This is a genomic window from Embleya australiensis (assembly GCF_051903075.1).
Lineage (GTDB): Bacteria > Actinomycetota > Actinomycetes > Streptomycetales > Streptomycetaceae > Embleya.
The window spans coordinates 160,253-174,576 of record NZ_CP182425.1 but is presented as its reverse complement, the minus strand read 5'-3'; the positions used below and the strand labels follow the sequence as shown (position 1 = coordinate 174,576).

Sequence of the window (14,324 nt, the reverse complement as noted above, 5' to 3'; positions counted from 1 at the left end):
ACGGGCACCGTGCGAGGTCGACCAGGTCGCGGCCGTACCCTCTGCGGGGACATCGGCGCCCCGATTACCCCCACCGCGCGGCGGCCCGCGACGACGTCGGTTTCGGGTCGGCGACTTGGTGGGGGCTTTCCGGTGTTACGTGGTCATGGACCCGTAGTTCGGAGGGCGATCGAGCGGTAGTTCGGTGACGCCCAGATCCGCTCGCATCGCCTGGCGCACCTCGTACAACGTCTCGCTGGCTCTGTCCATGTGGTTCTTCAGGGCGTCGAGATCCTCTTCCGGTGTCTCGCCCGTGTCGTGTTGCCGCAGGACGCGATGTACGAGATACAGCCGTGCGACAAGTGGACCCACCCGTTCGAGGACATCGTCGGCGGCGACCATCTGCGCCTTCGCGTAGGTGGCCCGCAGCTCGCGTTCGCTCTCGTCCTCGATCTGGAGGTGCGACGCCTCGATCGCGCGGTTTCCCTTCAGGGTCCGCACATGGTGAAGCAGATGCATGTACTTGTCGCGAAGGGCCTGGTTGAGATCCCCGTACGCCTGTCGCCGGGCCTCCAGATGGGCCCGTCGGATGTTCGCCGCCTCGGTGTCGACATGCATGCGCTCCGCATGCCGGAGCTCGATGATCTTGGCCTTCGTCGCGCCGCGCTGTGCGAAGATCCCGGCGGCGAGCGTGCCGAGCACCCCTACGATCGCCACGACGAGCGAGTCGTTCACGAAGGGCCCGTACCCGTGGTCCGCGCTCGTACGGTCGACAGGAACCCGTGCCAGGCCGGTCCGCCGAACACGACGGTTCCGGGCCGACGCGCATTCGAGTCACGCACACCGATGCGAGGCGAGATCGATGCCACCTCGACGCAGCATCCCTGGCAGTTGCTGTACGTGCTCTTGCGCCAGCCCGGTCGGACCGGGCCGGTGAGGGCCGGACCGGCCCCGACGCTACCCGGCGCCGTCGATTTCCGGAACTCTTCCACAAGCGCCCCCATGGTTGTGGCTCTCTGATCTCTCCGACCTCTCCATGGTGTCGAATCGGCGTGTCTCGCACGGCATTTCGCGCGTATTGCCGAGTGGTGCGGCCGACCGGCCACCGCCGTCGAGCTTGTCCGCGAGTTGTCGCGCGGGCGCGAGGCGGGTGTCTTTCAGAGCGTGCGCACCGGGTAGACCAAGACGACTCGTTCCGTGGCCACGAGTGCCCAGCGGTCGCCGATCGCGGTGATCGTGACGTCGGGCGGCATCGGGGACAACACCCGTTTCGAGCGCGCGTCCAGTGCCAGTGGCGTGGTCGCGCCCATCGCACCGCCGTCCTTCCGCACCCCGTACACGACGCCGCCGACCACCGTGCGCGGAACGAAGGAGAGTTCGTCCCGGCTCTGTTGCCACAGCGTCAGGCCGGTCGCCGGTTCCCACATGGCGCACCGATCACCACAGACGACGGCCAACGTGCCCCCGACGTCCGTGCGGAACTCGGAGACGCCGTCGGGAACGCGCGGCCCGGTCGCGATCAACGCCCCCGTAAGGCGGTCGTGCAGGCCCAGGACCACCTCCGTGCCGCGTGGACTGGTCCGCCACGCCACCACGACCTGCTCGCCGACCCGGCCCACGACGGCGGGACGCATCCCGTGCGGGTACGCGTTCGGATCGCTGCCCGCCGGCCCGATGACGCCGTCGGTCGACCACCGTCGCGCTCCGGTCGCGACGTCGTAGGCCGTCACACGTCCCGGCGCGTCGATCTCGGGCCCGCTCTGGTCGGGGAGGAACACCGTGTCGCCCAGCACGAACGGCGACTCCGAGTAGGCCGAGGTCGGATCGCAGTTGCCGAGCGCACACGGCAACACGACCCCGGTATCGCCGCCGCCCGCCGCCGAGATGCGCACCGCGCGACGCCCCCGGTCGTGGACGCCGGTGACGACCCAGCCGTCCACGACCGCGACGCCGCCCGCGCTGTCCTCGTTCGGCGGCAGGTCCACCCCGCCGATCCGCGCGCCCTGTTCGTCGTAGGCATCGACCCGCCAATCACGCTTCTCCCGCGTCAGCCCCTCGGCGGGGATGACGCGGCGGCCGCGCACCACGATTGCCGGACGTCCCCGCCACGTCTCCGCCGACACCGCCCCGAAGACCGCGAAGCTCGCCCGCACCACGCCGGTCGCCGCGTCCCGCAACTCGGCCCGCTGCGGCCGAGTTGCCCGTCGTGGGACGCCGTACTCGTATCCCCCGGACGCCGGACCGGTCGGCGTCACCACCACGACCGTCGCACCCACGACGACGACCTGCGGCGCGTCGTCCTCGTACCCCTTGGGCGGCATCGCGATCGACCAGGCCGCCTCCCCACCCAACCCGGGCAGGGACAGCGGCGCCACACCGGATCCCGGCCCCGAATCCCGAACCGCCGACCCCCGCGAAGCAGAAGCCGCAGACACACCCGTACCGGAGCGCCCCGGCACGGAAGGCCCACCGGAGTCACATCCCCCGACCAACCCAGACCCCAGGACGACGAACGCCGACACCACCGCAACCCGCCTCCGCCACCCGCGAGCAGCACGCGGCGGACGCCGACGAACGCCCAACCCCTCACCACCACACCCCCGGCGATCCGACACACCCCCACGGGCAACGACCGAAACGACACCCGCGCCGAAACGGGACCCAGGACCGCACCCCACCCCCGAGCGAAACGGCTTATCCCCGCGCCCCCATCGCTGCACATCCATACGAGCGAAGGTGCGGCCGAACGCACCGGTGTGACCAATGAAAGCCACCCGCCCCGGACGCGCCCGCAAACAGGGGTCACATGTCCCACAGCCGAACACTTCTCGTGTCCGCCGCCCGGCAGCGGACACGACCGGACACCCGGCTGACAACAGCACGAAAGGTCGAACTGACGAACCCTGCCAGGTGGTTGGTCGAGCGGAACCACTCCATGGCCCGGTGCGGCAGCCCCGCATCGGGCCCACCCTCACCAACCGCTTGTGCACACTTGTTGGAGCCCGCAGGACCGATGTAGAGGCGCCACCCGTGACCGTGCCGACGGCGGCACGAACCAGCCCCCCAACCTGACTACGGCTTCTCCTGGTCGTGCTCGCGGTTCCAGATTCCGGCCGGCTCACCTGCACCAGCGTGGGGACTTCGCGGCTACGGGTGCCCGATCTCGCGTCGAGCGAGAAGTCCCCACGCGAGTGGTGTGGACGCGGTGTCGATTCAGCGGGAGTCCCTTCCGCGCGGGTCGCATCAACTCGGGCCCAACACTTTTCCTCGTCGGCGACCTTGAACGGATTCACCGCCCTATTTGGCAATATCCCGCCCGCCGGTGGCCATGGGAAACGGTTCGCGATGCCCCATCGCGACGTGGACTCGGCTTGCGACGGAACACCTGCCTTCACGCCCGTTGCCACTACCGGCTGTTCCCTTTTTGCCGACGCACCGCCCCGGGACGTATCGATCGGCAGGCAACGCTGTTCGTGTCAAAGGATTTGTGGGCGCACCGGTGAGCACATTCGACATATTCGGTGCGCCCGCCGATCCGATGTGATCGTTTTGAACTCGCCGACCCCTTTCCGATCATGAATGCGGCCATGCTCGTCGGATCGAATGTGTGCCGAGCAGCAGCGGGTGTGCTGTCCCCGGAGGGCTCAGGCCGGGAGCAGGCGTAGGGCGCGCACCACCGCGTCGAAGCCGCCGAAGAAACCCCGACCACTGCGGCCTGCGGCGCCACCACGGTTGACGCCGGGAGATGCGGGGCGGCTTGATTTCGACGGTTGTATCGATCGTCGAATTTCTTCGTGACATAGATCATGTCGGTCTTCAATGCGCATGAACTGCCTTTATGGGGCCTTCGGTTGATGTGCGGTCGTGGTCGGTGGCGGGCCGCATTCATATGCTTTCGCGGGACGTGGTCGCAGGTGATCACGCGCCTGAGAATGGATGGTAGAGCGTGTCTGCACGCTTATCCGGGGCTGCCCGGAAACGGAATGCCAACGTCCGGGCTCCCAGCCCTTCGCTGGGAACCCGATGGACCGCGGTGGTGGTCGCCACCGCCATGAGCGTCACGTTGTTGGCCGGGAGCGAATCCGCACTGGCCGCTCCCGTCGTGGGCGAGGCGCCGACCGCGTCCGCGCCCGCGACGGACGCGCCAGTGCAGGATCTCGCGTCCGCGCGCCTCGCGGCGAAACTGCGCGACAGGCCGGTGGAGGCCCTCGGCGCGCGTACGGAGACCTCGACGACGTGGGCGAACCCGAACGGGACGCTGACCACCGAGACATCGGCCGGCCCGATCCGCTTCCGCCGCGGGGCCGACTGGGTGGACGTCGACGTGGCGTTCACGACGCGGCCGGACGGATCGGTGGCGTCGAAGGCGCACCCGCGCGAACTGACTCTCGCGGGTGAACGGGGCAATCGGGCCCGGTCGTTCGCCGAGTCCGCGCAGGCGCAGCCGCAGGCTCTGCTCACTCTGTCCGCCGGGGGCAAGAGTTTGACGATGCGGTGGCGGGGCGGGCTACCGGCTCCTCGACTGGACGGCCCGAAGGCCACGTACGTGGACGCGCTCCCGGGCACCGACGTGGTGATCGACGCCACCCGCAGCGGATACGAACAGTCGCTCGTCCTGAAGAGTCGTCCCTCCGAGGCGGCGACGTTCACCCTCCCCCTGCGGGCGTCGGGCGTGACGGCCCGTCAACAGGCGGACGGCGGTGTCTTGTTCACCGAGACGGCGACCGGACGCGAGCTGTCCACGATGCCCGCGCCGGTGATGTGGGACGCGACCGTGGATACGAAGTCGGGCGAGCACACCCGCAAGGCGCCGGTGGACCTGAAGGTCGTGCAGGTCGGGGACGACATCGAGCTCCGGCTCACCCCGGACGCCGGCTTCCTCGCCGATCCCGCGACGACGTTTCCGGTGACCGTCGACCCTTCGGACACCACGCTGTCCGACGTGTTCGACACGTGGGTCCAGCAGGGCGAGACGATCGACGCCTCGACGGCGACCGAGTTGAAGGTCGGCTGGCCCGGCGACTACGCGGACGCCCCCGGCCGGACCAAACCGCGCATCGCGCGCTCGTACATCTCCTGGAACATGGCGCCGATCAAGGACGCCATCGTCTCCGCCGCGAGCCTGTCCCTGTTCAACTTCCACTCCTGGGACTGCACCAAGCCCACCGCGTGGGAGGTCTGGGACGCCAACACCGCCAACACCGCGACCCGGTGGACGAACCAGCCGGCCTGGCTGCAGAAGTTCGCCACCTCGACCGAGACCAAGGGTCAGAACTGCGCGAACGGCGGCTGGGTCAAGGCCGACGTCACCTCCCTCCTCCAGTACTGGGCCGGGCAGAGCTCGGTGACCAAGCAGGGCATGGGACTTCGGGCCGGCAACGAGGCCGACGTCAACGGATGGAAGAAGTTCTACTCCGGCGACGCCGCCGCGTCCCAGATCCCCAAGCTCTCGGTGACGTACAACTATCGGCCGCGCCCCGGGACGGACCAACAGGCCGGGCCGCCGTTCTTCGCCTACAACGGCGCCTACGTCGTGAACACCCTCACCCCGACCCTGCGCGACACCTTCGTCGACGCGAACAACGACAGGATGACCGGCACCTTCCAGATCTTCGACGCCGCGACCGACACCCAGGTCGGAAACGTGTTGGTCTCCCCATGGGGCTCGTCGGGCGCCCCCGTCGAGGCCACGGTTCCCGCAGGGTTGCTGCAGAACGGGAAGCAGTACAGGTTCCGCACCAACCCCTACGACGGCCTGCACTACAACCTCGGCTGGTCGCCGTGGAAGACCTTCGTCGTGGACACCTCGCCACCCTCCGCACCGACATCGGTGAGTTCCACCGACTATCCGACCGACGCCTGGGTCAAGGGCATCGGGCAGATGGGAACGTTCACCGCCACCCCACCCACCGCGGACCACCAGTGGCTCGAATGGTCGCTGGACGGCACCACCTGGTCGAAGGTCGTGACCAACGGCGCCAACACGGCGCTGAGCTTTCCGGTGACCCCGACCAAGGGCGGGACCAACACCCTGCGGGTCCGGTCGGTCGACCGGGCCGACAACAAGTCCGAGGCCACCTCGTACGTCTTCCACGTCGGCGCGGGCGGCATCACCAGCGTCGCCGACGGTCAGCGCACCCCGGCTCGCCTGCCGCTGGTCGCCGAGGCCGACGCCGCCAGATTCGACACCGTCGCCTTCTCCTGGCGCCGCTCCGACGCAGACCCCTGGACCCCCGTGCCGGTCGCCGACGTCACCGCGGCCGGCCAACCGCTCGCGAACTGGCCGGTGGCCCTCACCGCCGGGGTCGGCCCGCAACTCGTCTGGAACGCCACGAAAACGGTCGACCCCGACGGCGGCGCGCAGATCAAGGCGGACTTCACCGGCGCGAACAACGCGGCCGGTTCCTCGGACCCGCTCAAGATCGTCATCGACCGCACCGCCGACGGCGCCGCCACCGAGACCGTCGGCCCCGGCTCGGTCAACCTCCTCACCGGCGACTACACGATCACCGGCACCGACGTCACGATGTTCGGCATGACCGTGTCCCGCACGGCCTCCTCCCGAAAGCCCGACGCCGGCACCAAGCAGGAGGGCCAGGCCGCGATCTTCGGCGGCGGCTGGGTATCGGGCACCGCGGCCGAAGTCCACGACTCCGAGTACACGGCGATCCGCCGGACCTCACCCAACTCGCTCGACGTCGTACACACCGACGGATCGCTCCTGCACTTCACCGCGAACGCGGCGAACAACGGCTGGGTCGCCGAGACCGGGGCCGAAGAACTCACCCTCACGGGCTCCTTCGCCACCGGCCTGACGCTCGCGGACAACGACGGCACCGTCACCACGTTCGCCAAGAACGATCCGGCCGCCACCTCCTGGCCGGTCGTGAGCACCCTTGCCGACGGTCTCGCGCACTCCACCACCAAGGTCGTCTCCGAAACGATCACCACGCCCGACGGCGGGAAGCAGGCCCGCCCGAAGCGGGTGATCGCCTCCACGAGCGCGGTCGACCTCGCGACCTGCGAGGCGAACCCCGCGACCAAGGGGTGTCGCGTCCTGGAGTTCGCGTACGCCACGACGACCACCGCGACCGCCGGCACGTTCGGCGACTTCACCGGGCAGGTCTCCACCATCCGGCTGTGGGCCACCGCCCCCGGTGCGCAGGTGTCCACGTCGACCGACGTCGCCGCCTACACCTACGACGACACCGGTCGACTGCGCGAGTTCTGGGATCCGCGGATCAGCCCCGCGCTGAAGGTCGGCTACACGTACGACGCATCCGGACGCGTCGTCACCCTCACCCCGGCGGGCCAACTGCCGTGGTCGTTCACCTACGGCCAGGCCGGCGGGTCCGCGGCCGCGGGCGACGGCATGCTCCTCGCCGCCTCCCGCCCGACGCTCGCGCCGGGCAGCGTGGACCAGGTCGACGGCAACGCCACCACCACCGTCGTCTATGGCGTCGCGGTCACGGGCCCGACGGCACCCCACGACCTCGGCGAGGCGGCCGTCGCGACCTGGGGCCAACGGGACCCGGCGAGCGACGCCACCGCCGTGTTCCCGGCCGACCAGGTCCCGGCCTCGAGCAACGGCCAGAATCTCCCCGCCGCGGGCTACGGTCGCGCCTCCATCCACTACCTGGACGCCTCCGGTCGCGAAGTGAACACCGCCGAGCCCGGCGGGCACATCTCCGCGACCGGGTACGACAAGTTCGGCAACACCGTCCGCACGCTGACCGCAGGCAACCGAATCCTCGCGTTGGGCACCACCGACGCCGACAAGGCGATCCTGACCTCACTGGGCATCAACAACCTGTCGAGCGCCGAGCGCGCCCAGCAACTCTCCACAACACAGCGCTACAACGCGACCGGCACCCGGGAGACCGACACCCTCGAACCCCTGCACCACGTCGTCCTCGCGGGCGACCTCGTCGAGGGCCCGAACGTCGTCGCCGCGGCCGGCACCCGGATTCCCGCCCGCAGGCACACCGTGAAGGAGTACGACGCCGGTCGCCCCACGGACGGCACGGCCAAGGTCGAGAACAAGGTCACCAAGGAGACGGTCGGCGCCGAACCACGCGCGAACACCACACTGTTCGCCGACACACGGGTCACCACCACCGCCTACGACTGGCCCAAGGGCGTGCCAACGAGCACCACGCGCGACCCCGGCGGAGTGAACCAGACCACCACGACGGCCCACGACGCCCAAGGACACGTCGTCAAGGCCACCCAGCCCGCGTCCAACGGCACCGACGCCGGCGCCACGATCACCACCTACTACACCGGCACCGGCGCCGGACCGTGCGGCAACAGGCCCGAATGGGCCGACGCCGTCTGCACCGTCGGACCGGCCGGCAACGTCACCGGCGCGGGCGCCAACCCTGCGGAAACCGTCACCAAGACCATGGAGTACGGAGCGTACGGCGAGACCACCAAGGTCAGCGAGCACGCCAACGGCGTCACCCGCGTCACGACCACGGACCACGACGCGGCCGCCCGCCCGACCACCGCCACCGTCTCCGGAGGCATCGGTACCGCGACCCCGGCCGTCACCACCGGCTACGACCCGACGAGCGGCCAGATCACGACGACGACGTCGCCAACGGCCGGGACGATCACCAAGGCGTACGACCGACTCGGCCGCGTCGTCTCCTACACCGACGCGGACGGAGGCGTCACCACCACGCGATACGACGCGCTGAACCGCCCCGTCACCATCACCGACAACGTTCCCTCGACGACCACATACACCTACGACACCGGCATCGACCCGCGCGGACTCGCCACATCGACAACCGACTCCGTCGCCGGCACCTTCACCGCGCGCTTCGACGCCGACGGCACCGTGACCACCGGCGGTCTCCCCGGCGGCTACACCATGAAGCAGGTCAAGGACCCCGCCGGCGCGCTGACCGCCCGCACCTACCTCCGGGACACCGACAGCACGATCCTCCTCAACGACACCATCGGCGAGACCGTCCACGACCAGTGGGCCGTGCACAGCGGCACCTCCGGCCCGTCGTCCAACCAGGCCTACACCTACGACGCCATCGGTCGCCTGACCCGAGTCGCGGACACCGCGAACGGGGTCTGCACCATCCGCGGCTACACCTTCGACGGGAACACCAACCGCACAAGCAAGAGCACGGCCACCGCCGGCCCCGGCGCCGACTGCACGACCGCCGGAGCCGCGGTCGAGACACACGCCTACGACAGCGCCGACCGTCTGGTGGACCCCGGCTACGTCTACGACGCCTTCGGCCGAACGACCGACCGACCCGGCAACACCGCCACGGCCTACCACACCAACGACCTCGTACAACGGCAGACCACCGGCACCAACCGCCAGACCTGGAGCCTGGACCCGGCCCTGCGCTTCCGCGCCTGGACCACGGAGACCGCCACCGCCGGAACGTGGACGCAGAACGGCGCCAAACTCAACCACTACGCGGCCGACAACGACAACCCTCGCTGGATCGTGGAGAACACCACCACCGGGGAACTGACCAGGAACATCACGACACCGGCCGGAGGCACGGCCACCACCGGCAAGACCGGCGGCGTGACCCTGCACCTGGCCAACCTCCACGACGACGTCGCGGTCGCACTCCCGCTCGACCCCAATGCCGCACCCCGGGTGACGGACACCGACGAATTCGGGAACACCAGGTCCGAAACCACAGCCAGATACGGCTGGTTGGGCGACAAGCAACGTTCTGCGGAGACCCCGACCGGCGACATCCTGATGGGCGTCCGGCTCTACAACCCCGCCCTGGGCCGATTCCTGTCCGTGGACCCCGTCGCGGGCGGCAACGCCTCCGCCTACGACTACTGCGCGGCGGACCCGGTGAACTGCACCGATCTCGACGGCCGGTTCAGCTGGCGCCGGACGGGCCGTATCCTCCTCACCGTCAAGCCGGTGCGATGGGCCGCCGCGCAGAGCTCCAACGTGCTGGGCGGCGTGCTCTCCGGCTTGGCGCGCGCAACCGGGTACCGGTGCGACTACCGCTACGGAATGCGGGTTTGCAGCGGCGGATGGCTCCCGATGTACAGCCGGGGCGGCACTACGCTCGGAAATACATTCTTCACCGGCAATAAAAAGGTGGATCAACCACTCATGACCCATGAGAAGGTGCATCGCGCCCAATGGCGGAGATTCGGCATCCTCTTTGGGGCCCTCTATCTCAGAGCAGGATTGAACCCATGCAGGAACAAGTGGGAGCGGCGAGCGGGTTGGGCCGACGGCGGCTACAGATGCTGAGTGTCGGTTGTGCCCTCCTGATGGCCTCGAGCTGTCGCTTCATGCCGTCTGATCCCGGTCCCACGCCCATAGGAATCCGCTGGGAAGGGGATCATCTCGTCGCTTTCCTACCGATTTGTGCCGATGACGAGGTGCAGTCTGCAGTGTTGTACGACGAGACGGGCGCCGAGACCGCCAAGGAGATTCCGCCCCCGGTCTGGACTGCGTCGAGGCCGACCGAGGAGCAGGTCAAGGCAGGTCGCCTCGTCCTGGGCCAGGGAGGCCAATTCGCCGAAGTCGCCGGTCCGATCGAGAATGCGCCACCTGTCGACTTCGCGATCGGATACCGGACGTCGAAAAACACCGGATCATCGAATCGCTTCGTGGTCGCGGAAATTCCACGCCAGGGCTACGGACCCGACGACTACTGGACGTCGAACGACGGAATGAAGACCCGATCGTGGTTGATCAACCAGTTCTCGTGCCCCGGTTCCGCCTCCTAGCGAAGCCGAAGTCCCGCCACCGATGAGGCGCGAGTACGGCGCGGCACCCAACGACGCCGCGCCGTACTCGCTTCACACGAACCGGCGCCGGGGGCGAGCCGCACGCAAGTACGGATCCTGGTAGGAACGGACCTGTGAGACCAGGGTTTGCCGCAGGCCACGGCCTCCGGGTCCGCTGCGATCACGCGCGCAATCGCGACACCGCCCGCCCCGATCGCGTGCGAGCGCGTCGGGGTCGCGGCGGCGCGGCGGGTCATGGGCGGCTCACCCCCACCTGCGTGGGGACTTCAGCGCGGCACGCTGTTCCGCCTCCTGCTCAGCCGGCTCACCCCCACCTGCGTGGGGACTTCAACCAGCGGGGCGGGTTCGCGAGGGTGCGGAGGGGCTCACCCCCCACCTGCGTGGGGACTTCCCTCCACGCAGTTCTCAGCCGCCGTGTAGCTGCGGCTCACCCCCACCTGCGTGGGGACTTCCGCGTGCCGGAAACACTGACCGACCTAAACGCCGGCTCACCCCCACCTGCGTGGGGACTTCCGTGACGGCCTCGCCGACCGACGGGTGGACGCCGGCTCACCCCCACCTGCGTGGGGACTTCAACATCCCGAGTACCGCGCCGACGGCGACCGACGGCTCACCCCCACCTGCGTGGGGACTTCATTTGCTGTCCGGCCGCCACGGTCGTGGTGTTCGGCTCACCCCCACCTGCGTGGGGACTTCGCGATCACCCGGCGGACCCTGCACAGGCGGGTGGGCTCACCCCCACCTGCGTGGGGACTTCGGATCCGGTACGAACGGATTACCGTCCGGCACCGGCTCACCCCCACCTGCGTGGGGACTTCGGTCGCCCACCCCGAACTGCTGCGGCAGCACCCGGCTCACCCCCACCTGCGTGGGGACTTCGTCAAGCTCACGGAGAACGAACTACGGCGGGGCGGCTCACCCCCACCTGCGTGGGGACTTCATCCTCGCGATCCTGGGCACCGGCAAGGTGTGCGGCTCACCCCCACCTGCGTGGGGACTTCCGCCGCCCGGGAGATTTCGAGCAGCCGGCGCGCGGCTCACCCCCACCTGCGTGGGGACTTCTCCGGCAGGCAGCCGGGCCGGAGTTGGACGCGCGGCTCACCCCCACCTGCGTGGGGACTTCGACGACTGGGGCATCTCGATCAGCGGCATCGGCGGCTCACCCCCACCTGCGTGGGGACTTCCTGATCCACCCTCGATCGTGTGACGAGCATCACGGCTCACCCCCACCTGCGTGGGGACTTCCCTTGCTGACCTGCAGGTTCTTGAGGGCTTTGCCAAGTCGTGATCTATAGAGGGCCATTGCGGCAAGATCCTTGCCTGTATTCGGTTTTGGGGTTCATAGTTGCCCAAGGATAAGGATTTAAGGCCGTTGGATCCTGAGTTGGTCGCTCGACGGTGGTCGGGGGACAGAGTAGAACGCTGCGGCTGGGCCCAAGTGACGAGAACGACGTCCACCCCCGTAGTTCGGCGGGGCGGACGTTGCCGGTTCCCTCGGATGAGGCGCAGGGGCATCCAGACACCAGCCTCGGGCATGACGTCGCCCAGTCACCTTCTCGGCTGTGGCCGATGTACGTCGTTCAGCCATCGAACGTGATTCAGCCGATACCCAACTCACCCAGAGGCCGCAGCAGGCTGCGGTGTTTGGCGCCGATCCAGATGGTGCCATAGGTGTGGTCGTCGGTCTCGCCTTGGATCATGGCGATCAGGCCGGGGGCGACGTGGAAGGACGTGGGGTTGGTGTGCCATGCCCAGGTACGCAACGGCACTCGGGTCAGGGTGTCGAGCCATGTGTCGAGGAGAGGAACGGGTACGCGGTCGCACCAGACCGAGTAGGGCGCGCCTATGGCGGCTTCTTGGAGGGAGTATTGGAGCAGGAAGCCGCTGAGGGGTTCGCGTTCGGGGTACCAGTGTTCGAAGTCCTCGCTCAGCCAGACGGGCGGGTCCGGTCGGGTGGGGTCGAGGGCCCAGGCGAAGCCGCCCTGATTCTCCCGGCCGAACCACATCAATCCCGTGGCGGGATCGACACGAACCTCGCCCGGAGAATCGATGAAGTCCTGGACGCCCAGGATTGCGGGCCGGTCCTCGGCGAGCCGGTGGAACTCGACCAAGGCCCGGGGCAGTTCGACGGGCGGGTCGGCGGCAGGTACGAGAGGTGCCGTACGGGGACTTCGCGGGTGCCAGTCGGTGATGAACATGTGCAGGGCTGCGGCACGGTCGTTCGGCATGTGGTCCAGCCACGCCACGTCGGGTAGTGCGACGGGTGGTGGGCCCGGTGGGCGAACCTCGTCCAGGACGTCACGATCCAGCGGACGCTCGATCCGCAACGTGCATTCGATGAGGCCCTCCTGGCGCGACCCTCCGGCGGTGACGCTGCCGGTTCCAAGGTCGATCAGGCCCTGTGGGGTGCGCACGAAAAGATGGATCGGCCGACGGTCGGAGAAGCCCCAAAAGCCCGGAGCGTCGGGACTCGGGCCCAACAAGCGCTCAGTGACTTCCTGCGGGCCGATGTCAACAAGTTGGAGAGTCCACTCGTCTCGCACACCAGTGGTCGCAAGATCGTCCCCCACCTCGGCGATCACCACGACAGCGAGGGTTCCCAGAGCGACCATCGCGCCGCCGACGTTGTACACGCGGACGTCCGCCCCGGCGCGGGCTACCGCGTTCTCCTCCTCGACCAGGACGACACCCCGGTCGGACGACGGTACTCGCGACTGATCGTTCATCCGCGCATCGTCCCGAACACCGGCTTGCCGACCCCACTCGGGGCCGGCAATCGAAACCGGGTGGCGTTCGCGGCGGCACTCCGGCCGGAAGTCGCGAGGAACGATCTCGAACACGCGCCCTGTAGTAGGTCTATAGTGATGCTATGACATCGACGACGATCCAGGTCCCGCGGGAGACCCGCGATCATCTCGCGCAGTTGGCCAAGGAGCGTGGGCTGAGCATCGGACAACTGGTCGAGGTGCTCGCTGCCGAGCAGCCCACCGCCGCGCAACGCGCCGAGCGTCTGGCCGCCGACCGGGAAACGGTGCGCTCGGTGATCGGCGTCCCGATCACCGACGAGGAATTCGAGCAGGCCCCCGATATCCTGGCCAACATCCACCGGATCGCTGCGGAGAAGGCCCGGAAACCCCTCGCGTGATCATCCTGGATACCGGTGCCGTCCAAGCCCTCGCCGCAGGCCACAAGACGCTCAACCTCCTCGCCGGAAACATGGCCCGCACGCCCGGGGACCACCTCGTGATCCCCGCCCTGTGCCTGACCCAGGCCGAAGCCGAGGAACAGGATGTCTCCCGCCGAGTCCTGGCCCTCACCAGCGTGAACGTCGACCCCCTCGACACGGTCGCGGCGATCGGCGTCGGCACCATGATCCGCGACGGACTCGGCGGCCCGGACACCTGTCACGCCCTGTACTGCGCCCTCCCCCGCGCCGAATTCACCGGCATGTCCATTCTGCTCACCCCGCACGAGGACGCCTATCCCCCCGGCATCATCACCGTCGACATCGACTCACCCGGCATGCTCGGCCACTGGTAGATGTGCGACATCCCGTGAGTTTCCCTGAGCTCTCCCGAGTC

The 14,324-nt window shown here is 68.8% G+C and carries 8 protein-coding genes and 1 CRISPR repeat array; of the genes, 4 read left to right on the top strand and 4 right to left on the bottom strand.

The genetic code is table 11. From position 1 onward, the window contains the following. Positions 1 to 135: 135 nt before the first annotated feature. The 3 genes from ACMXN5_RS50835 to ACMXN5_RS50825 form a co-directional block, all read right to left on the bottom strand. Positions 136 to 714 (bottom strand): hypothetical protein, encoded by a 579-nt coding sequence (locus ACMXN5_RS50835; protein WP_439681788.1) that lies wholly within the window; start codon positions 712 to 714, stop codon positions 136 to 138. Beyond that, the gene (locus ACMXN5_RS50830) at positions 711 to 983 is read right to left on the bottom strand and encodes a DUF397 domain-containing protein (RefSeq protein ID WP_439681787.1); all 273 of its coding nucleotides are present in this window, start codon (positions 981 to 983) and stop codon (positions 711 to 713) included. The genes ACMXN5_RS50835 and ACMXN5_RS50830 overlap by 4 nt, the downstream gene beginning before the upstream one ends. Before the next feature lie 153 nt (positions 984 to 1,136). After that, a complete protein-coding gene (locus ACMXN5_RS50825; protein ID WP_439681786.1) occupies positions 1,137 to 2,354 on the bottom strand; it encodes an outer membrane protein assembly factor BamB family protein in 1,218 nt (405 codons plus the stop codon). 1,661 nt (positions 2,355 to 4,015) lie between these two features. Here ACMXN5_RS50825 and ACMXN5_RS50820 point away from each other — a divergent pair. Continuing rightward, entirely contained in the window at positions 4,016 to 10,240 is a 6,225-nt protein-coding gene (locus ACMXN5_RS50820) for a DNRLRE domain-containing protein (protein WP_439681785.1), read from the top strand. 143 nt (positions 10,241 to 10,383) lie between these two features. Then, positions 10,384 to 10,722 carry a hypothetical protein gene (locus ACMXN5_RS50815; RefSeq protein WP_439681784.1) on the top strand — a complete coding sequence of 113 codons (339 nt, stop codon included), beginning with the start codon at positions 10,384 to 10,386 and terminating at the stop codon, positions 10,720 to 10,722. Between the two features lie 443 nt (positions 10,723 to 11,165). Beyond that, positions 11,166 to 11,988: direct repeats of the CRISPR family, unit length 29 nt; unit sequence CGGCTCACCCCCACCTGCGTGGGGACTTC. A 353-nt stretch (positions 11,989 to 12,341) separates the two neighbouring features. On the opposite strand, the gene ACMXN5_RS50810 is transcribed toward ACMXN5_RS50815, so the two are convergent. After that, on the bottom strand, positions 12,342 to 13,469 hold the full coding sequence (locus tag ACMXN5_RS50810; protein WP_439681783.1) for a hypothetical protein: 1,128 nt from the start codon (positions 13,467 to 13,469) through the stop codon (positions 12,342 to 12,344). A gap of 143 nt (positions 13,470 to 13,612) precedes the next feature. On the opposite strand from ACMXN5_RS50810, the gene ACMXN5_RS50805 reads away from it, so the two are divergent. Together ACMXN5_RS50805 and ACMXN5_RS50800 are read left to right on the top strand one after the other, a co-directional pair. After that, complete coding sequence (locus ACMXN5_RS50805; protein ID WP_439681782.1) at positions 13,613 to 13,888, top strand: hypothetical protein; 276 nt, start codon at positions 13,613 to 13,615, stop codon at positions 13,886 to 13,888. Next, a complete protein-coding gene (locus tag ACMXN5_RS50800; protein WP_439681781.1) occupies positions 13,885 to 14,283 on the top strand; it encodes a hypothetical protein in 399 nt (132 codons plus the stop codon). The genes ACMXN5_RS50805 and ACMXN5_RS50800 overlap by 4 nt, the downstream gene beginning before the upstream one ends. The last annotated feature ends 41 nt before the right edge of the window (positions 14,284 to 14,324 follow it).